This is a genomic window from Streptomyces sp. NPDC048584 (assembly GCF_043199595.1).
GTDB lineage: Bacteria > Actinomycetota > Actinomycetes > Streptomycetales > Streptomycetaceae > Streptomyces > Streptomyces edwardsiae.
Genome location: NZ_JBICWF010000004.1, coordinates 315,377 through 334,630, shown reverse-complemented (window position 1 = coordinate 334,630; position 19,254 = coordinate 315,377). Strand labels below are relative to the sequence as shown.

The 19,254-nt window shown below is 72.8% G+C and carries 13 protein-coding genes and 3 tRNA genes; 7 read left to right on the top strand and 9 right to left on the bottom strand.

Translation table 11 applies throughout. From position 1 onward, the window contains the following. Positions 1-12: 12 nt before the first annotated feature. Positions 13-1,941: a DNA primase gene (dnaG, locus tag ACGFR9_RS11850; RefSeq protein ID WP_393205940.1), complete on the top strand. Its 1,929-nt coding sequence runs from the start codon at positions 13-15 to the stop codon at positions 1,939-1,941. Positions 1,942-2,238: 297 nt separating this feature from the next. After that, positions 2,239-3,450 carry an RNA polymerase sigma factor gene (locus ACGFR9_RS11845; protein ID WP_393205937.1) on the top strand — a complete coding sequence of 404 codons (1,212 nt, stop codon included), beginning with the start codon at positions 2,239-2,241 and terminating at the stop codon, positions 3,448-3,450. A gap of 116 nt (positions 3,451-3,566) precedes the next feature. Here ACGFR9_RS11845 and ACGFR9_RS11840 read toward each other — a convergent pair whose 3' ends face one another. From ACGFR9_RS11840 to ACGFR9_RS11825, 4 genes are all read right to left on the bottom strand, one after another. Beyond that, positions 3,567-5,495: an ABC transporter ATP-binding protein gene (locus ACGFR9_RS11840; RefSeq protein ID WP_393205934.1), complete on the bottom strand. Its 1,929-nt coding sequence runs from the start codon at positions 5,493-5,495 to the stop codon at positions 3,567-3,569. After that, complete coding sequence (locus ACGFR9_RS11835; RefSeq protein ID WP_393205931.1) at positions 5,495-7,228, bottom strand: ABC transporter ATP-binding protein; 1,734 nt, start codon at positions 7,226-7,228, stop codon at positions 5,495-5,497. Before ACGFR9_RS11835 ends, ACGFR9_RS11840 begins: the two co-directional genes overlap by 1 nt. Before the next feature lie 111 nt (positions 7,229-7,339). After that, a complete protein-coding gene (locus tag ACGFR9_RS11830; RefSeq protein ID WP_393205928.1) occupies positions 7,340-8,794 on the bottom strand; it encodes an FGGY family carbohydrate kinase in 1,455 nt (484 codons plus the stop codon). A gap of 73 nt (positions 8,795-8,867) precedes the next feature. Then, a complete protein-coding gene (locus tag ACGFR9_RS11825) occupies positions 8,868-9,173 on the bottom strand; it encodes a YtxH domain-containing protein (RefSeq protein ID WP_393205925.1) in 306 nt (101 codons plus the stop codon). A 147-nt stretch (positions 9,174-9,320) separates the two neighbouring features. Here ACGFR9_RS11825 and ACGFR9_RS11820 point away from each other — a divergent pair. From ACGFR9_RS11820 to ACGFR9_RS11810, 3 genes are all read left to right on the top strand, one after another. Continuing rightward, positions 9,321-9,393: transfer RNA gene (locus ACGFR9_RS11820), tRNA-Asn, on the top strand. 5 nt (positions 9,394-9,398) lie between these two features. Continuing rightward, positions 9,399-9,471: transfer RNA gene (locus ACGFR9_RS11815), tRNA-Asn, on the top strand. 179 nt (positions 9,472-9,650) lie between these two features. Then, a tRNA-Ile gene (locus ACGFR9_RS11810) sits at positions 9,651-9,727 on the top strand. A 39-nt stretch (positions 9,728-9,766) separates the two neighbouring features. On the opposite strand, the gene ACGFR9_RS11805 is transcribed toward ACGFR9_RS11810, so the two are convergent. Together ACGFR9_RS11805 and ACGFR9_RS11800 are read right to left on the bottom strand one after the other, a co-directional pair. After that, positions 9,767-9,913 carry a hypothetical protein gene (locus ACGFR9_RS11805; RefSeq protein ID WP_393205922.1) on the bottom strand — a complete coding sequence of 49 codons (147 nt, stop codon included), beginning with the start codon at positions 9,911-9,913 and terminating at the stop codon, positions 9,767-9,769. Positions 9,914-9,977: 64 nt separating this feature from the next. Next, positions 9,978-10,571 (bottom strand): ANTAR domain-containing response regulator, encoded by a 594-nt coding sequence (locus ACGFR9_RS11800; protein ID WP_393205919.1) that lies wholly within the window; start codon positions 10,569-10,571, stop codon positions 9,978-9,980. A gap of 187 nt (positions 10,572-10,758) precedes the next feature. Here ACGFR9_RS11800 and ACGFR9_RS11795 point away from each other — a divergent pair, with 187 nt between their 5' ends. Both ACGFR9_RS11795 and ACGFR9_RS11790 read left to right on the top strand, forming a co-directional pair. Next, the gene (locus ACGFR9_RS11795; RefSeq protein WP_393205916.1) at positions 10,759-11,085 is read left to right on the top strand and encodes an STAS domain-containing protein; all 327 of its coding nucleotides are present in this window, start codon (positions 10,759-10,761) and stop codon (positions 11,083-11,085) included. Continuing rightward, entirely contained in the window at positions 11,082-12,023 is a 942-nt protein-coding gene (locus tag ACGFR9_RS11790) for a sensor histidine kinase (protein ID WP_030218118.1), read from the top strand. Before ACGFR9_RS11795 ends, ACGFR9_RS11790 begins: the two co-directional genes overlap by 4 nt. Positions 12,024-12,032: 9 nt before the next feature. Here ACGFR9_RS11790 and ACGFR9_RS11785 read toward each other — a convergent pair whose 3' ends face one another. The 3 genes from ACGFR9_RS11785 to ACGFR9_RS11775 all read right to left on the bottom strand — a co-directional run bounded on the left by ACGFR9_RS11785 (position 12,033) and on the right by ACGFR9_RS11775 (position 19,228). Further along, positions 12,033-13,070, bottom strand: a complete 1,038-nt coding sequence (locus ACGFR9_RS11785; protein WP_030218121.1) for a rod shape-determining protein — start codon at positions 13,068-13,070, stop codon at positions 12,033-12,035. Between the two features lie 127 nt (positions 13,071-13,197). Then, entirely contained in the window at positions 13,198-18,174 is a 4,977-nt protein-coding gene (locus ACGFR9_RS11780; RefSeq protein ID WP_393205912.1) for an SAV_2336 N-terminal domain-related protein, read from the bottom strand. Beyond that, on the bottom strand, positions 18,164-19,228 hold the full coding sequence (locus ACGFR9_RS11775; protein ID WP_030218126.1) for a MoxR family ATPase: 1,065 nt from the start codon (positions 19,226-19,228) through the stop codon (positions 18,164-18,166). Before ACGFR9_RS11775 ends, ACGFR9_RS11780 begins: the two co-directional genes overlap by 11 nt. Positions 19,229-19,254 lie beyond the last annotated feature (26 nt).

The window sequence follows — 19,254 nt, the reverse complement described above, 5'->3', positions numbered from 1 at the left end:
TAGGATTCAGGCGTGGCTGGGCGGATCAATGATGAGGACGTGAAGGCGGTTCGGGACGCGGTTCCGATCGACGCCGTCGTGTCCGAGTACCTCCAGTTGCGGAACGCGGGCGGCGGGAACCTCAAGGGACTCTGCCCGTTCCACGACGAGAAGTCGCCGTCCTTCCAGGTCAGCCCGAGCAAGGGACTCTTCCACTGCTTCGGCTGCCAGGAGGGCGGCGACACCATCACGTTCGTGATGAAGGTCGACCACCTCTCCTTCTCCGAGGCCGTAGAGCGCCTCGCCGGCCAGGCCGGCATCACGCTGCGTTACGAGGAGGGCGGGTACAACCCCTCCCACCAGCGTGGCGAGCGCATCCGCCTGGTGGAGGCGCACAAGATCGCCGCCGAGTGGTACGCGGAACAGCTGGCGACCTCCGCCGAGGCGGACACCGGCCGGAGCTTCCTCGCCGACCGCGGTTTCGACCAGGCCGCCGCCGTGCACTTCGGCGTCGGCTACAGCCCCCAGGGCTGGGACCACCTCACCCGCTTCCTGCGCGGCAAGGGCTTCAGTGACAAGGAGCTGCTGCTCTCCGGGCTCTCCCAGGAGGGCCGCCGCGGCCCCATCGACCGCTTCCGCGGCCGGCTGATGTGGCCCATCCGCGACATCGGCGGAGAGGTCGTCGGCTTCGGCGCCCGCAAGCTCTACGAGACGGACAACGGGCCGAAGTATCTCAACACGCCCGATACGGCGATCTACAGGAAGTCCCAGGTCCTCTACGGCATCGACCTCGCCAAGAAGGACATCGCGAAGGCGTCCCGGGCGGTCGTCGTCGAGGGCTACACCGACGTCATGGCCTGCCACCTCGCCGGGGTGACGACCGCGATCGCCACCTGCGGCACCGCCTTCGGCGGCGACCACATCAAGATCCTGCGCCGGCTGCTCATGGACAACGGCAGCGCGCGCGTGATCTTCACCTTCGACGGTGACGCGGCCGGCCAGAAGGCGGCCCTGCGCGCCTTCGAGGACGACCAGAAGTTCGCCGCCGAGACCTATATCGCCATCGCCCCCGACGGTATGGACCCCTGCGACCTGCGGCTCGCCAAGGGCGACGACGCCGTCGCCGACCTGGCCGAACCCCGCACCCCGCTCTTCGAGTTCGCCCTCCGCCAGATCGTGGTCCGCTACGACCTGGACACCCCGGCCGGCCGCGCCGCCGCCCTCGACGAGGCCGCGCCGATCGTCGCCCGGATCAAGAACAGCGGCGCCCAGCACGAGGTCGCGGTGCAGCTCGCCGGAATGCTCGGCATCCTCGACACCCAGTTCGTCGTCAAGCGGGTCGCCCAGCTCGCCCGCTGGGCGCGCGAGCGCGGCGGCAGGGGTCCCGCCCCCGACCGGCAGCAGCGCGGCGGCGGCTCCCAGCAGTACGACTCCGCACGGGACCGGCCGGCCCCCCGCGGCCCCGCCCTGAACCTCCGCAACCCGGTCTTCGCCACCGAACGCGAACTGCTCAAGCTCGCCCTCCAGCGCCCCGAACTGGTCTCCCCGGCCTTCGACGCGTACGGCGTCGACGAGTTCACGGCCCCGCCCTACGCGGCCGTACGCCAGGCGGTCCTGGACGCGGGCGGCGCGGAGTACGGCGTCCAGGACCCGCAGGAGTATCTGATCCGGGTCCGCGAGGCCGCCCCCGACGACGCCGTCCGCGCCATGGTCACCGAACTCGCCGTCGAGGCCATCATGTTGCACCGCGGTGTGAAGGGCGTCGACGAGGTCTATGCCGGCGCCCAGCTCGTCACCGTCCGCCGCCGCGCGGTCGAGCGCCGCATCCGCGACGTCGCCAGCCGCCTCACCCGCCTCAGCGGCCACGGCGACCCGGGCGAGCTGGCCGCCGTACAGAACGAGTTGTGGGTCCTCCAGCAGTACGACCAGGCCCTGCGGGAGCACGGAGCGGCGGCACTGTAGCCGACGTCCGTCCAGGCGGACGGAACCGTCCGTGCGTCGGCCCGAGCCCGGCCGCCTCGGCCCGACGGCGCGGCCTCTCCAGCTCGTCCGGGCCGCAGCAGCGGACCGTCCCGGGGGTTTCGTACCGGGAGGCGGACACCCGCGGATCGTCGCAGAACAGCGGTGTGCCGGGCATCCGGACATCCCTCGAAGGCGACGGACCGGTGACCCGCCGGTCACCGCCGGTTCCGGACCGGACGCAAAAAGTCATCGCACGCCCCTCGTGGGGACGATGTGTCGTACCCCACACTGGGGGCGGTGCCTGAGTCCTCGGAGCGCGGCCGATCCGTCACCGACGGGTCCCGGACATCCGCGGTTGTGCTCATCGCGTACGGGACGGACAGCGGCGAGGCCGCCCACTCCGTCCCCGAAGTACCGCTGTCCCACCCCCCGGCAGCGATCATCCTGGAGGTCGCCCCCGTGCAGACCCAGACCCAGACCCTCACCCAGCCCGACGCCGGCGTTCTCGTCGCCATGCCCGCGCAGAGCCGTGTCGCGCACCACCCCGAGGCCGCCGACCCCGTGGAGCCGGTGGCGCGCGTGCGCACCGACACCGGAGCGCCCTCCTCGGACCTGTTCCGGCAGTATCTGCGCGAGATAGGGCGCATCCCGCTGCTGACCGCCGCCGAGGAGGTCGAACTCGCCCGCCGGGTCGAGGCGGGACTCTTCGCCGAGGAGAAGCTGCGGCTGGCCCCCGATCTGGACAGCCGGCTCGCCGTCGACCTGGACCGGATCGTGGTCATGGGCCGGATGGCCAAACGACGCCTGATCGAGGCGAACCTGCGGCTCGTCGTGTCCGTCGCCAAACGGTACGTGGGGCGCGGACTGACCATGCTGGACCTGGTCCAGGAGGGAAACCTCGGCCTGATCCGCGCGGTGGAGAAGTTCGACTACGCGCGCGGGTACAAGTTCTCGACGTACGCCACGTGGTGGATCCGCCAGGCCATGTCGCGCGCGCTGGCCGACCAGGCCCGGACGATCCGCGTGCCCGTGCACGTGGTCGAGCTGATCAACCGGGTGGTGCGGGTGCAGCGGCGGATGCTGCAGGAGCGCGGCTACGAGCCGACACCGGAAGAGGTCGCCGCGCATCTGGACCTGCCGCCCGAGCGGGTCGGCGAGGTGCTGCGGCTCGCCCAGGAACCGGTGTCGCTGCACGCGCCGGTCGGCGAGGAGGACGACGTCGCCCTCGGCGACCTCATCGAGGACGGCGACGCGGCGAGCCCCGTCGAGTCGGCGGCGTTCCTGCTGCTGCGGGAGCACCTGGAGGCGGTGCTGTCGACACTGGGGGAGCGGGAGCGGAAGGTGGTGCAGCTGCGCTACGGGCTGGTGGACGGGCGTGCCCGTACGTTGGAGGAGATCGGGCGGATCTTCGGTGTGACGCGGGAGCGGATACGGCAGATCGAGTCGAAGACGCTGAACAAGCTGCGCGATCACGCCTTCGCGGATCAGTTGCGGGGGTATCTGGACTGAGTTTTCGCCCCCGCCGCCCCTTCCCATTCCCGTCCCCCGGGGGCGCTGCCCCCGGACCCCCGCTCCTCAAACGCCGGAGAGGCTGAATGGAGCCCCTCCGGCGTGTGAGAGGGGCGTCAGTCGACCTCCGCCACCGCCTCGGCGAACTGGGCCTTGTACAGACGGGCGTACGCGCCCTCCGCTGCCAGGAGCTTCTCGTGGGCGCCCTGTTCGACGATCGCCCCGTTCTCCATGACCAGGATCGTGTCCGCGTCACGGATCGTGGAGAGGCGGTGGGCGATGACGAAGGACGTGCGGCCGTGGGCCAGTTGTGCCATCGCCTTCTGGATGAGGACCTCCGTGCGGGTGTCCACGGAGCTCGTCGCCTCGTCCAGGACCAGGATCACCGGGTCGGAGAGGAACGCCCGCGCGATGGTGATGAGCTGCTTCTCGCCCGCGCTGACCCCGCTGCCCTCGTCGTCGATCACCGTGTCGTAGCCGTCGGGCAGGGTGCGGACGAAGCGGTCGGCGTGGGCCGCGCGGGCCGCCTCCTCGATCTCCGCGCGGGTGACCTCACGGGAGGAGCCGTACGCGATGTTCTCCGCGATGGTGCCGCCGAACAGCCAGGTGTCCTGGAGCACCATGCCGATGCCGGACCGCAGTTCGTCGCGGGACATGTGCGCGATGTCCACGCCGTCCAGCGTGATCCGCCCGCCGGAGACCTCGTAGAACCGCATCAGCAGGTTGACGAGGGTCGTCTTGCCGGCGCCCGTCGGGCCGACGATGGCCACGGTGTGGCCCGGTTCGGCCTTCAGGGAGAGGTCCTCGATCAGCGGCTTCTCGGGGTCGTAGCGGAACGACACGTTCTCCAGCGCGACCCGCCCGCGCAGCTCGGCCGGCTTCTCGGCCGGGGAGGGGTCGGCCTCCTGCTCCTCGGCGTCGAGGAGTTCGAAGACCCGCTCCGCCGAGGCGACACCCGACTGCACCAGGTTCGCCATGGAGGCGACCTGCGTCAGCGGCATCGAGAACTGGCGCGAGTACTGGATGAAGGCCTGCACATCACCGATGGACAGCGTGCCGGACGCGACCCGCAGGCCGCCGACGACCGCCACCAGCACATAGTTGATGTTCGAGACGAAGAACATCAGCGGCTGCATGACGCCGCTGTTGAACTGCGCCTTGAACCCGGCCTCGTACAGCGCGTCGTTCTCCTCGGCGAACCGCTTCGCCGACTCCTCCTGCCGCCCGAACACCTTCACCAGGGTGTGCCCGGTGTACATCTCCTCGATGTGCGCGTTGAGGGTGCCGGTCACCTTCCACTGCTGCACGAAGTGCGGCTGCGACCGCTTGCCGACACGGGTGGCGACGACGAACGACAGCGGCACCGTCACCAGCGCGACCAGCGCGAGGATCCAGGAGACGTAGAACATCATCGCGAGCACACCGATGATGGTGAGCAGCGAGTTGATCAGCTGGCCCATCGACTGCTGGAGCGTCTGCCCGATGTTGTCGATGTCGTTGGTGGCGCGGCTGAGCACCTCGCCGCGCTGCCGCTTGTCGAAGTACGACAGCGGCAGCCGCGACAGCTTCGTCTGTACGTCCTCACGCATCCGGAACATGGTGTGGTTGACCGCCCGGTTCACCAGCCGGGTGGCGAACGCCATCAGCAGACCGGCGACGCCGAACACCGCCAGCGCGAACAGCAGGACGTTGCCCACAGCCGTGAAGTCGATGCCCTCGCCGGGGGTGAAGTCGGTGCTGCGGAGCATGTCGGCGACATCGCCCTCGCCCCGCGCCCGCATCGCGTCGAGCACCTGTTCCTTGGTGGCGCCCTCCGGCATGTCACGGCCGACGATGCCGGCGAAGACGAGGTCGGTCGCCCTGCCGAGGATCTTCGGGCCGATCACGCTGAGGCCGACACTCAGGACCACGCAGGCCAGCAGGCCGTAGATCGTCCCGCGTTCCGGCCTGAACCGCGAGATCAGCCGTTTGCTCGACCCCTTGAAGTCGAGTGTGCGCTGGTCGGGGCCGCCCCCGGCCATCATCCGTCCTCCGGGCCCGGCCATCAGGCGGCCTCCGCTTCCGTCAGCTGGGAGAGCACGATCTCCCGGTAGGTCTCGTTGTCCGCCATCAGCTCGTGGTGCCGGCCCGTGCCGACGACGCGGCCCTCGTCCAGGACCACGATCCGGTCGGCGTCACGGATGGTCGCCACCCGCTGGGCGACGATCACCACGGTCGCCTCGGACGTCTCCCGGCCGAGCGCCGCCCGCAACGCCGCGTCGGTGGCGTAGTCGAGCGCGGAGAACGAGTCGTCGAAGAGGTAGATCTCCGGGCGCTGCACCAGCGTCCGGGCGATCGCCAGACGCTGGCGCTGACCGCCGGACACGTTCGTCCCGCCCTGCGAGATCGGCGCGTCGAGGCCGCCCTCGAGCCGCTCCACGAAGTCCCTGCCCTGCGCCACCTCCAGCGCGTGCCACAACTCCTCGTCGGTGGCGTCCGGATTGCCGTAGCGCAGGTTCGACGCCACGGTGCCCGCGAAGAGGTACGGCTTCTGCGGGACGAGCCCGACCGTCCTCGCCAGCAGCGCCGGGTCGACGTCCGCCACGGGTACGTCGTCCACCAGCACCTCCCCGCCGGTCGCGTCGAACAGCCGGGGGACCAGGCCGAGCAGCGTGGACTTGCCGCTGCCGGTCGAACCGATCACGGCGGTGACCTCGCCCGGCCGCGCCACCAGGTCGACGGACCTCAGCACCGGCTCCTCGGCCCCCGGGTAGCGGAAGCCCGCGCCCCGGATCTCCAGCCGGCCGTGCCGGCGCAGCTCGGTGACCGGCGCGACGGGCGGCACCACGCTGGAGGAGGTGTCCAGCACCTCGTGGATGCGCTCGGCGCACACCTCGGCGCGCGGCACCATCATGAACATGAAGGTGGCCATCATCACGGACATGACGATCTGCATCAGATAGGCGAGGAACGCGGTCAGGTCGCCGATCTGCATCCCGCCGCTGTCGATGCGGTGCGCGCCGAACCACACCACCGCGATCGACGACAGGTTCACCACCGTCATGACCACCGGGAACATCAGCGCGAGCAGATTGCCCGTGCCCAGCGCCACATCGGTCAGCTCGGTGTTCGACGTACGGAACCGCCCCTGCTCGTACTCGTCCCGCACGAAGGCGCGGATCACCCGGTTGCCGGTGATCTGCTCGCGCAGCACCCGGTTCACCGTGTCGAGCCGCGTCTGCATGGTCCGGAACAACGGACGCAGCTTCCGTACGATCAGCGTCACGCAGATGCCGAGCACCGGCACCACCGCGACGAGCACCCCGGACAGCGGGACGTCCAGGCCGAGCGCCATCACGATGCCGCCCACACACATGATCGGCGCGGACACCATCAGGGTGAAGGTCATCAGGGCCAGCATCTGCACCTGCTGGACGTCGTTCGTCGTCCGGGTGATCAGCGAGGGCGCCCCGAAGTGGCCCACCTCACGCGCCGAGAACGACTGCACCCGGTCGAAGACGGCCGCGCGCACGTCCCGCCCCAGCGCCGACGCCGTCCGGGCGCCGTAGTACACGGCACCGATGTTGCACACGACCTGGACCAGGGAGACGCCGATCATCACGGCGCCGTAGCTCAGGATGTAACCGCTGTCGCCTTGGACGACGCCGCTGTCGATGATGTCCGCGTTGAGCGTGGGCAGGTAGAGCGAGGCGCAGGTCTGCAGGAACTGCAGCAGGACGAGCAGGGCGATGGGTCTCTTGTAGGGCTGGAGATGGGTCCGCAGGAGTCGTATGAGCACGCTGAATCTCTCGGAGTGGTCGGCGAGGGCGATGGTTGCCCCTGGCCCCTATCGTCGGACACTCCACCCGCGTTACCTCAAGCGAATTAATCCACGCGCTCCTCTTACCCGTTACCCGCGGAACGCCCCCGGGTGGGTCTGCTCGCGCACCGACACGTACTGCTGGCGCACCGCCTGACCCACCGCGAGCTCGTCCCCCGGATCCAGCACCTGCGCCACCGGGCCCTGCCAGATCGGCGGCGTACGCGGATCGAGAGCGCCCTGCGACACCCCGAGCGCCCAGGCCGCCTGCCGGGCCGCGCCGATCGCCGCGTAGTCCGCGGGCTGCGGCACCACGACCTGCGCCCCGAACAGCGCGGGCGCCGCCGACTGCACGGCCGGCAGCTCCGCGGCCGGCCCCAGCAGGAAGACCCGCCGCACGTCCACGCCCCGGCCGCGCAGCACGTCCAGCGCGTCCGCGAGCGCGCACAGCATGCCCTCGAACGCGGCCCGCGCCAGATGCTCCGCCTTCATCGACTCGCGCCGCAGCCCCGCCAGCGTGCCTGCCGTGTGCGGCAGATTCGGGGTGCGTTCGCCCTCCAGATACGGCAGCAGCACCAGCCCGTGCGACCCCGGCGTCGACTTCATCGCCAGATCGGACAGGCTCTCCAGGTCGGGCAGGCCCAGCAGTTCGGCGGTCCCGCGCAGGGCCCGTACGGCGTTCAGGGTGGTGACGACGGGCAGATGCATGCCGGTCGCGTCCGCCAAAGAGGTGATCATGCCGGACGGGTCGACGAGCGCCTCGGGGTGCACGGCCATCACGGACCCGGACGCGCCCAGCGACACCACCGCGTCGCCCAGCCCGATCCCGAGCCCGAACGCCGCCGCCATCGTCTCGCCCGTACCGGCGGAGATCAGCAGCCCCTCCGGAGTCGTACCGGCCGCGTCCGCGGGGCCGATCACCTCGGGCAGCATCGTCTGGTGGCCGAGGGCCAGCTCGACCAGATCCGGCCGGTAACCGCCGGTGGCCGCCGCCCAGTACCCGGTGCCGGACGCCCCGCCCCGGTCGGTGGTGCGCCGCACCGGCCGGCCGAGCAGCTGCCACACCAGCCAGTCGTGCGCCTGCAGCAGTACGGCGGTCCGCGCGGCGTTCTCCGGTTCGCTGCGGGCCATCCAGCGCAGCTTGGTCACCGGTTGCGCGGCTCCGGGCACACTGCCCACGGCCTGCGCCCACGCTTCCCGCCCGCCCAGCGCGTCGAGCAGATCGGCCGCGGCGACCTGCGCACGCTTGTCACCACCGGTCATCGCCGGCCGTACGGTGTTGCCCTGCGAGTCCAGCGGCACCAGCGCGTTCTGCTGCGCCGACACGCCGATGGCCTGCACGCCCTCCAGCAGCCCGCCGCCCGCCGCCTCGCCCAGGGACAGCAGCCAGGCCTGCGGGTCGACGTCGGAGGGACGGCCGCCGCCGTCGGCGCCCTGTATCGGATGCTGGGCATACCCCTGCCTGAGCACGGCTCCCGTGTCCGCGTCACAGACGACGATGCGAGTGAAATCCGGCGCGCTGTCCAGTCCGGCGACTATCCCCATACGGCGATTTTGCCGCATGGGGAGGGGTGGGTGGAGCGGGGGAGCCGTCGGGGCGGGTGCGGGGAGGTCCCCCTCACGTGTTGCTCGTGCCCCAGTCGTCTTCCGCCGGGGCGTGGGCCGTGCGTTCGCGCAGGGCGTGGACGCGCTGGGCCACCGAGTCGGGCATGCGGTCGCCGACCTTGTCGCTGACCGCGTGGTACGCCTTGTCGGCGAAGTCGCGGCCCTGCTGGGCCGCAGTCTCCGCGGTGTTGCGGACCGCGGGGTTCTGCGCGAACTGCTGCGCGGACCTCTTCATCTGCTCGTAGCGCTCGCGTCCGGCTTTCGTGCCCAGCACGTAACCCAGGACGACTCCGGCGACGAACGTGAGCCGGTAACGCATGGCGGTCACCCTTCCCGTTGTTCCGGCGACAGGGCCGGGGAGTACCGATTGGCGGAGCACCCCCCTGCTTGCGCTAATGTATGTGTCGCAGCGAGCGAGCGCCCCCTGGCGGATACCCAGGCGGGTACGTTCGATGCAACGAGTCATTCCTCCGTAGCTCAATTGGCAGAGCAGCCGGCTGTTAACCGGCAGGTTACTGGTTCGAGTCCAGTCGGGGGAGCTCGGTCCCCTGTAGCTCAATTGGCAGAGCAGCCGGCTGTTAACCGGCAGGTTACTGGTTCGAGTCCAGTCGGGGGAGCATGCTGAACGAGGACCCCGTTGGGGTCCTTTTTCATGTCCGGGGGAACCGTGCGCCGATCGGCGAAGTCTCCATGGTCGCCAAGGCCGTACGCAGCGCCGACCATCCGAAGCAGGAGATCGTATGAGCGGCTATGCTGCGGCAGACGGCGCGCACACATGTACGCGACACGCCGCTATGGGGCGGTAGCTCAGCCGGTTAGAGCAGCGGACTCATAATCCGTCGGCCGTGGGTTCGAGTCCCACCCGCCCCACCACGCACTCTTCTTGGCGCCTGCGACAGCACGGCGAAGCCGCTACTCGGAGGTCTCGTCCGTCGTCGACGGTTCCCGTTCGCCCTCTGCCTGGGACGGGGTCGAGTGGGGGATCTCCGGGATGTTCCATTCGTCGTCGTCGCGGTCGCCCTCGGCCTGGGACGGGGTGTGTTCGCTCAGTTCGCTCATGGTGGTGGCTCCGGTCGCGGGGCGGATGGTGCGTTCGTGGCCGGGTACCCCGTGCGCGACGGTGTCATCGGAGGGAGCGGCGGGCCAGGGCCCGGGACAGGGCCGCGCGGACGTCCTCCGGTGGGGGAGTGGCCTCTGCCGCCGCCGAGGCGGTGAGTGACTCCGCCACCGAGCGCAGTTTGGTGTTGGACAGCTGGGACGCCTCCCGCAGGATGTGCCACGCCTCGTCGGAGGTGCAGCCGTACGTCGCCATGAGGATGCCGCGGGCCTGGTCGATCACCGGGCGGGACGCGATCGCCCGCCGCAGCTGCTCCACCTCCTCCTGGAGCAGGAGCAGGCGTGCCTCCGGCTCCTGGGCCGGGCGCAGGGGATCGGTGGTGTCGAGGCCGGCCAGTTCCAGGACGCGGCGCGGCTGGCCGTTCCAGCGGGTGGCCGTGACCGGCACCGAACGGCGCCGGCCGTGGTCGCGCAGCACCTCCAGGAACTCCAGGCCCCCCGTGTCCATGAAGTACACGCCGCTCATGTCCACATCGACCCGGGCCGTGTCCGTGGGCAGCTCCGCCAGCTTCGCGGCCAGGACCTGCGCACACCCGCGCACCAGCTCGCCGCGCGGCGTGAGCAGCGCCCGGCCCGCGTCCGTACGACCGCCGATGACCAAGGTGCTCAGCCTTTCCGGGAGGGGGCGTTCGGAGGGGTTTGTCCGTCGCCGGCACCGGAGCGGTAGGCTGCGCACGGTCCCGGCTGCGCTGGGGGTGCGCCTGCCCACCCCGCGGCGTACTACACACCCGGCCGGGGAATGGCCGGGAACCGACGGGGTACGTACAGGCCCGGGAGTGTGGGGAGACGTGGACGATCGCCGGACGCCGTCGCTGACGGTGCGCCCGCTGGAGAGCGGCCGGGGTGTCCGCGCGGCCGGGGAGATCGGTCTGGCCACGCATACGATCTGGGAGCGCGTGCTGGAGCAGGCCGTGCGCGAGGGTGAGGCCGTGTACCAGCTGGAACTGTCCGAGGTGACGTTCGTCGACGTCGCGGGCGCCGGAGCGCTCGCGGCGGCCGCCGGGCGGCTCGGGGAGGGCCGCCGGTTCGTCGTGCGCCGGCCGCCGTCCGCGCTGTGCCGGGTGCTGGAGACGTTCTGGCCCGGCCTGTCGACGATCGAGGTGTCGATGTCATGAGTGCCGCGGCCGAACACATGGATGTGCTCCCCGGTCCCTTCGTCCACCCCGCCCTCTTCTACCGGGACGAGCGGGAGTACCTGGACGCCACCGTGCCCTTCGTGCGCGAGGGGCTCGCGGCCGGCGAGGCCGTGGCGGTCGCCGTGCCCGGTGAGCGGCTGCGGCTGGTCCGGGACGCCCTCGGCGCCGACGCGGACACCGTCCGCCTCCTCGACATGCGCGAGGCCGGACGCAACCCCGGCCGGATCATCCCCGGGGTGCTGCGCGCCTTCGCCGACACCGTGGCGTCGGGGCGGCGGGTGCGGATCATCGGCGAACCCGTCTGGGCCGGCCGCTCCGCCGCCGAGTACCCCGCCTGCGTCCAGCACGAGGCGCTGATCAACGCCGCCTTCCGGGACCGCGCGGTGACGATCCTGTGCCCGTACGACGCCGCACGGCTGCCCGCGTACGTACTGGCCGACGCGTACGCCACCCACCCCACCGTCATCCCCGCCGGGCCCCGGCCGCGGTCGTACGACCCCGACGCGGCCGTCGCCCGGTACAACGAGCCGCTGCCGCTCGTCGCCGACGCGATGACCTTCCCCTTCGCCGCCGAGTCGCTGCCCACGGCACGGCACGCCGCCTCCGACGAGGGCCGGCGGCTCGGCCTCACCGGCGTCACCCTCGAGGACCTCGCCCTCGCCACCGCCGAGCTGACCACGAACAGCGTGCTGCACGGCGGCGGTTCGGGGGTGCTGCGGGTGTGGGCCGAGGGCGGCCATGTGCTGTGCGAGGTGCGCGACGGGGGCCGGATGACCGACCCCCTCGCCGGACGCCGCCCCGCGAGCCGGGACCAGCGGGGCGGTCGCGGACTGCTGATGGTCCATCTGATCGCCGACCTGGTGCGCGTGCACACGGGGGACGACGGTACGACGATCAGATGCTGGTTCTCCCGCTGACCCTCCGGCTCACGCCCGCAGCGGGTCCAGGACCATCGGGGCGATCTTGCCCTCCAGCATCTCGCCCAGCCCCTGTACGGCGCAGAGCTCCGGGCGTTCCGCGATGTGCACCGGCATGCCCGTCGCCTGGCGGAGCATCTGGTCGAGGCCCGGCAGCAGCGCGCTGCCGCCGACCATCATGATGCCGCGGTCGACGAGGTCGGCGACCAGGTCCGGCGGGCATTCCCGCAGCACCCTGCCGATGCCGTCGAGGACGGCGGTGAGCGGCGTCTGGATGGCCCGCCGTACGGCGGCCGTGTCGACGTGTACGGAGCGGGCCAGACCGGTGGCGACGTCCCGGCCGTGGATCTCCGTGGACGCCGGGCCCTGCGGGGTGAGCCCGTTGCCGTGCAGGGCGAGCTGCAGGGGCCGTACGGACTGGCTCGGCAGCATCAGTTCGTGCTGGTGGCGCAGGTGCTGCACGATCGCGTGGTCCACGGCCTCACCGCCGACGGGGATGCGCTCCGCCGTCACGATCGCCCCGAGGGACAGCACGGCCACCTGGGTCGCCGCCGCGCCGCACACCATGATCATGGTGGCCTCGGGCCGCTCCACCGGCAGACCGCAGCCGACGGCGGCGGCGATGAGCGTGTCGACGAGTTCCACCCGGCGGGCCCCGAGGCCGACCAGGGTCTCGATCGCGGCGCGCCGGGCGAGCGGATCGGCGTCGTGCGGGACGCAGGCGGCGGCCCGCAGCCGGGGCCTGCGGCGCAGGGTGCGGCGCAACTTGTCGCCGAGCAGCTGCCGCAGCATGCGCTGCGCCATCTCGATGTCGACGACCGTGCCGCCGGTGACGGGGCGTACGACGCGGATGTAGGCCGGCGTACGGCCCGTCATCTTCTCCGCGAACTCGCCGACCGCGATCAGTGCTCCGGTGCGGGTGTTCACGGCGGCGGTGGACGGCTGGTCGACGACGAGTCCGGCGCCCTTGACGTAGACCCGGGTGCGGGCGGCGCCCAGGTCGACGGCGAAGTGGCAGCGGCGCAGCTGCTCCAGACTGGCGGTCACGTCAGATCCTCCCGAGCTCGCGGCCGTTCGGTCCGCCGGGGGGCGGACCTCTTTGGCATCGTGCGGGTGGGGTGGCGTGGGCGCGCCTTGTGGAGGGCCGGGTGGCGGACCGCCGAACGGGGAGGCGTCAGGAGTCACCGCGCTGCGGCAGGGCGCGGACCGCGTCGAGCAGCGGGCGCAGACCCTCGACGGTGAGACTCGCCGGACCGGACCGGCGGAGGACGCCGTCGGCGTGCCGGCAGCCGATGAAGGGCACCCCCGCGGCCCCGGCGGCGGCGCTCTCGACGGCGGTCGACCCGATCATCACGCAGCGGGCCGGCGCGGTACCGAGCCCGTCGAGGGCGCGGTGCAGGACGTCCGGGTGCGGCATCAGCCGGGAGAGGTCGGCGGAACGGCCGTGCACGCCGCCCGCCAGGTACGGGGTGAGGCCCACCCGGTTCAGGAAGGCCTCGGCCGCGCCGGCCGCGTGATCGGTGACCACGGCCAGGCGCAGGCGGCGGGCGGACAGCGCGCGTACCAGGTCGATGGCCAGGGGCTCGGGGCGGGCCGTGCGGGCGGCTCTCGTCTCGTGGCGGTCCAGGGCCGCGCGCACTTCCTCCACCATGGGGTGGCCCGTCAGCGCGCGCAGCAGTTCGACGGGGGTGATGTCGTCCCCCGCGGGCGTCACCGGACGGCCCTCCGGCGCCAGTGGCCGTCTGCCGGACAGCGCGTCCTCGGGGTCCCGCCCCTCGACGGCGAGACGGGCGAGGTCCCGCACCACCTCGGCCGCCCGGCTGTAGTGGAACAGCCTGGTGAGCGTGGTGTCGAAACCGACGATCACGGTGTCGGCGGCCATGAGCACGTCGGCGGGCCCGATCTCCGGGTGCCGTGCGATGTGCGACGCGCGTGCGGCGGGGAGGGCGCTGACCAGGAGGTCCCAGCGGACGGTGCAGTGGGGCACGCCGTGCGTTCCGAGCCGCTCCAGGAGCGCGTGCCGCAGTTGTGCCCGGCCGGCGGAGGGAAGACGGTCGGCCGTCTCGCGCAAGCGGGTCGCGACGTGACGGCGGAGGAAGCCCCGCACGTCGTGCGGGCCGCCGCCGGCCAGGGCGACCGGATCGGAGACCCGCCACACGGCCTCGCCCCGGACCACGGCGACCGAGCCGTGCCTCAACTCCGGCCCCCTCAGCTCCAGCGCGGTGCGGTGCTCGGTCAGGTCGACCTCGTAGTAGCGGTCGGCGCCGGGGACGCGGCTGGTACCCAGCCCTCCGCCGGGCAGCGCGTAGACGACCGTCCTCGTCGAGCCCTGCGACGGCGGGAGGTGACCGGCGGGCAGGGGGAAGGGGCCCAGCACCGGGGGCAGCGGGGCGGTGTCGCGGGGGAAGGCGGTGTACCAGCCCACCGTCCGCTCGCCGTCGAGGGGCCGGACCGACTCGGTGCGCTCCCGCTCCGTCGCCAGTTCCTGCCGGAGGGACGGTGCGAGGGCGAACACGCCGTGCGCCCCGGACGAGTCCAGTGCCGCACGGACCGCTGCCTCGGCGGGGAGTTCGGCCCGCCCTTCGTCCCACATGCGCAGGACGGTCACGATCAGCCGGGGCCCGCCCACCACCCGGAGCATGTCCGGGAACCCCCGCAGCGCGGCACGCAGCAGGGGCGCCGTCGGGCCGCCCGGCTGCACGAGGACCGTGCAGCCCTCGTCCCGCTCGAGGAACCGGTACGCCTCCGCGGGCATCCCGGCGGCCGTCAGGACCCGGGTGACCGCCCGTCCCAGGGCCGCCACGGTGTCGGGGTGCTCGGGGCCGTCCGCCACGTCGAAGAAGAAGCCGGTGAGGGCATCGGACGGGTCCACGAGATCCTGTCCGGCGGGTGTCGCGGACCCGTCGTCCTCCGAGGCTGACGGGCGTGCCTCGGGAGGGATGCCGGGGGGCCTGGAGACGTACGCGGGCCGGTCACCGAGCGGGTCCGAGGGCGAGGACGTCGTCGGGTCCCAGGCGGGGTACGTGCCCTCGGGCAGCTCGTCCGGTGCGGCGAGCGGGTCGTACTCCGGCTCGTCGGGCGGTGTCCCGGAGGCGGGGTCGTCCCGTGCCGGGCCGTCGAGCTCCTCGCGCAGTTCGTGTCCCAGGGCCAGCAGCTCCGGGTGCCGGCCGCCGGCCAGCTCGTACTCCTCGTACACCGCCAGCGCTTCCTCGGCCCGGCCCTGGCGCCGCAGGGCGATGAGGTGGAGGCGGCGGAAGTCCTCGCGGGAGGGGTGGGCGCGTACCAGGGCCTCCAGGTCCGCCGCCGCGCGCGCCGGGTCCCCGAGGTCCAGGGCGAGTTCCGCGCGTTGGCGGTGGAGGTTCAGACGGAGCTGGGCCAGGCGGGTGCGGGCGGTCCGGGCGGCGGGGCCGGGGACGTCCGCGAGGGGTTCGCCGCCTTGCCAGAGTTCCAGCGCCTCGGTGATCAGCGTGTGCGCCTCGGTGAGGTCGTCCCGTCGGCGTGCCTCGTCGGCCCGGCGGACCAGGTCCTCGCAGTGCACCACGTCCACGTGGTCGGCGCTGGTGTGCAGGGCGAAGCCGTGGGAGAGCGTCGCCAGCACGCCGGGTCCCAGGGCGTCGCGCAGCCGGGACGCCGTCACGCCCAGGACCGCCATGGCGTTGTCCGGTTCGTCGGGGGCGCTCCACATGCCCCGTCTGAGGTCGTCGTGCGTCACGGTACGGCCGTGCTTGAGCAGCAGCACGGCCAGCATGGCGCGCTCGTGCGGTCCCAGTGCGGGGAAGCGGCCGGCCAGTTCGACGCGGAACGGGCCGAGGGCGTGGTAGCGGCGCCGTTCCTCGTACGTCGCTTCGGCGAGGCGCGGCAGTTCCGGGTCGAGGAGCAGGTCCCGGCCCCGGGTCTGTGCCTCGGCGGAGGGGGACATCAGCAGTTCGAGTGCGCGCGCGTACTTCTCCCGCAGGTCCTGCGGGAGATGGCCGAGGTTGCGCGGATCGAGGGGAACCGTCAGCCGCGCGGTCCCCCACGCCAGCATCAGCAGCATCTCGCACAGGGCCCTCAGGTCCTCCGACCGTCCCGCCGGGCCCGAGGTCCGGCCGGGTTCGAAGAGGCTGAGCCGCACCGTTCCGTCGGGCAGCAGCACCACCCGGGACAGACCGAGCCCGCCGTGCGTCAGGCCCGCCGCGTGCATCGCTGTGAGGGCGTGCGCGAGCTGGGCGCCGACCGACACCAGCAGGGGAGCGGGCAGGCGGTAACCGTTGGGTGCGGCGAGGGAGTTGAGGGCCACGCCGTCCAGGTGCTCCATGACGACGTACGGAATGTCGCCGTCGAAGCCGGCCGCGTGGACCCGCACCACGTTCGGGTGGCCGAGCCCGGCCAGCAGGCGGGCGTCACGCCGGAACGCCCCACGCCACATGGGGTCGGTGGTCCTGCCGTGCAGCCGCAGGACCACCGTCCTGCCCTCCTCCGTGTCCTCGGCCTGCCACACCGTCCCGGTCGGTGTGATCCGTCGCACCAGCCGGTACCGGCCGCCCACCACCCGCGGGGGCCCTTCGGAGCCGGGCGGCGACGCCGCCACGTCCCCGCCCGTCAGCCGCCGTGCGCTGTCCGCGCTGACCGACGCGATCTCCTCGCCGCCCACGGCGGTCCCGGTGCCGGACCGGGCCGGTACCGACGCCCGGAAGTCTCCCGGTGCCCGGCCCGCCCGGTCGTCGATCAGGGCGCCGACGCGGTGCAGCAGGGCGCTGGTGTCGTGCCGGGCCGAGCGGGGCAGGCCGCGCAGCAGGAGCTCCCGTACGCCGGGACGGAAGGTGTAGGAACCGGGTGGCCCGGGGACGGTGGTGAGCATGCCGCTGAGGATCACCTCGGCGAGGTGCTGGGGGCGCGGGTCCGGGTCGGTGGCGGCCTGTACCAGACGCATGACCGGCAGATCGGGACGGCTCAGGGCCAGATGACCGGCCAGGCGGAAGGCCTCGGGGGAGGCGCTGCCGCGGAAGCGGAGGACCAGCTCCTCCGGGGGAAGGCGGCCCAGGTCCGTGCGGCCGTCGACGTCCTCCGGGAAGGGCGGGCACAGGTCGGCCACTGCCGCCGGGACCTCCGTGCCGCCCGGGGCGGCGATCAGCCGTGCCCAGTTCGCCAGCCAGCCCGGAGCCGGTTCCAGCACGGGCAGCGGCAGCGTCTCGTCCGGTGCGGGCCGCACCGTCGTGCCGGGGGTGTCGTAGGGCGCGAACGTGAGCGTGGCGGAGGGCGCGGCGGGGCGCGGGGCCGAAAGCCGGCCCGGGACGGTGGGCAGGGCGGTGTCCCGCCACAGGTGTTCCGGGAGCGGCTGGACGATGGCCAGGGGCATGCGGTGGGCCCAGCGGCGGAGGACGCCGTACCACCGCTCGCCGCCGGGGCCCGGGCGCCACTGCGGGCCCATGCAGTCGCTGATCACCAGGGTGACGCAGCGGCCGTCGGACGGGGCGTGCGCGCCGGGGCCGCGCACCGTGCCGTCGGGGCCGACGGAGAGCGTGCCCACCGTGCGGAAGATGCCCGACTGGGCGAGTGCGGTGTGCAGTTCGCGGATCAGCGGGCGCCACACCGGCATCGTCGGGCCGGTGTCGTGCACCAGGTTCAGCCGCAGCCAGCGTTCCCGGGCGGGCCGCATGACGGGCAGCCACCAGTCGGGAGCGGCGCCGAGACGGGCGATGCGGTCGGCGGTCGCCCTCTCGTCCAGTTCCCTGCCCACGGGTGCGTCCACCCGGCGTTTGAGCGGACGCAGGGACCGCTGCAGTGCCAGGGGGCGGCGCAGCATCGGAGGCGCCGGGGCCAACAGGGCGGCGTGGGGCTCGCCCGGCATGTCGCGCGAGGGGGCCGGGGACGGCAGACGGAGGGGGGTGCGCGAAGACCCGGAGGGAGAAGCGGGCGGCGTGGACGCGGGCGGAGGCGGCGGGGGAGGCACGGACGACGGCGAGGGCCCGGCGGGCCGTGCGGGGGCGGCGGGCTCCGGCGCGTGCGGGCCGGTGCCGGGCTCCCGGTCCATGGTCCGCGCCAGCCACAGCAGTTCGGCCAGTTCCCGCGGGGCCGGGCGTGGGCCCCCGGCCGCCTCGGCCAGTACGTCGGCCAGGCGGGCCAGGGCGTCCGGAGACCCGGAGCCCTCCGGAGACCGGTCAGAAGGCATCGGCCGACGGGGTCTGCCCCAGGTACGGCATCAACTGCTCCGCCAGGTCGTCGAGGGACTCCGCGCCGAGTCCGGAGGCGCCGGCCAGGTAGATCGCGTTGAGGAGCTGGTCCGTGGCCAGGTCCCCGGTGCCCGCCCGTGCCAGGAAGCGCTCGATCAGGCCCTGCGCGTACGCGTCGGGCTCCCCGAGGTGCGCGCGGACGATGTCGGCGAGTTGCCGGTCGTCCGGCTGCCGCAGGCGGAGCGTGACACAGCGGCGCAGAAAGGCGGGCGGGAACTCGCGTTCGCCGTTGCTGGTGAGGACGACGAAGGGGAAGGACCGGCAGCGGACGCGGCCGTGCTCGACCGGCACCCGTTCCCCGGTGCCGTCGACCATCACCTCAGCCCTCCCGTGGCGGCGGTGCCGGGCGGTGCGCACCAGCTCGGGAATCTCGTACTGGCCCTCCTCCAGCACGTTCAGCAGGTCGTTGGGCAGGTCGAGGTCGCTCTTGTCGATCTCGTCGATGAGCAGGGCGCGCGGGCGGGCGTAGGGGAGGAGCGCGGTGCCCAGGGGACCGAGGCGCAGATGGTTCTCCACCCCCGACTCGTCGCCGGCTCCCTCACCGGAGGAATCGCCGCGTGCCCCCTCGGGCCCCTCGGCGGGGAGTTGGGCCGTCCGCCGTGCCGCGTACAGACGGGAGAGCGGGTCGTATTGGTAGAGGCCGTCGTGCAGCGTGCTGCGGCTGGTGATGTTCCAGCGCAGCACCGGGCCGAGGCGCAGCTCGCGGGCGACCGCGTAGGCGAGCGAGGATTTGCCGGTGCCGGGCGGGCCGGTGACCAGCAGCGGGCGGCGCAGATACAGGGCCGCGTTGACCAGCTGGACCGTCCGCGGCGTCGCCCGGTAGGTCGCCGCGCGGTGACTGCGGTCGGGGGAGACGGCGGCGGCGTCGGCGTCCTCGTCGGGCGGGTCGAGCGCGGGACGGCCGTCGAAGGCCCGCCAGGGCGGGGGCGGCGGCAACCGGGTGATGCCGTCGTGCGGCTCCTCGGTGCCGGTGTAGACGGGCCACAGGGGCATGGGCTCTTCTCCGTGGGGCTCGGCGG

What these genes read in the sequence shown, in the direction of transcription:
- ACGFR9_RS11775 (WP_030218126.1), bottom strand. Translation starts at nt 19,228, where the DNA reads ATGCCCCTGTGGCCCGTCTACACCGGCACCGAGGAGCCGCACGACGGC.
- ACGFR9_RS11830 (WP_393205928.1), bottom strand. Translation starts at nt 8,794, where the DNA reads ATGGGGATAGTCGCCGGACTGGACAGCGCGCCGGATTTCACTCGCATC.
- ACGFR9_RS11780 (WP_393205912.1), bottom strand. Translation starts at nt 18,174, where the DNA reads ATGCCTTCTGACCGGTCTCCGGAGGGCTCCGGGTCTCCGGACGCCCTG.
- ACGFR9_RS11790 (WP_030218118.1), top strand. Translation starts at nt 11,082, where the DNA reads ATGAGTGCCGCGGCCGAACACATGGATGTGCTCCCCGGTCCCTTCGTC.
- ACGFR9_RS11805 (WP_393205922.1), bottom strand. Translation starts at nt 9,913, where the DNA reads ATGAGCGAACTGAGCGAACACACCCCGTCCCAGGCCGAGGGCGACCGC.
- ACGFR9_RS11825 (WP_393205925.1), bottom strand. Translation starts at nt 9,173, where the DNA reads ATGCGTTACCGGCTCACGTTCGTCGCCGGAGTCGTCCTGGGTTACGTG.
- ACGFR9_RS11840 (WP_393205934.1), bottom strand. Translation starts at nt 5,495, where the DNA reads ATGGCCGGGCCCGGAGGACGGATGATGGCCGGGGGCGGCCCCGACCAG.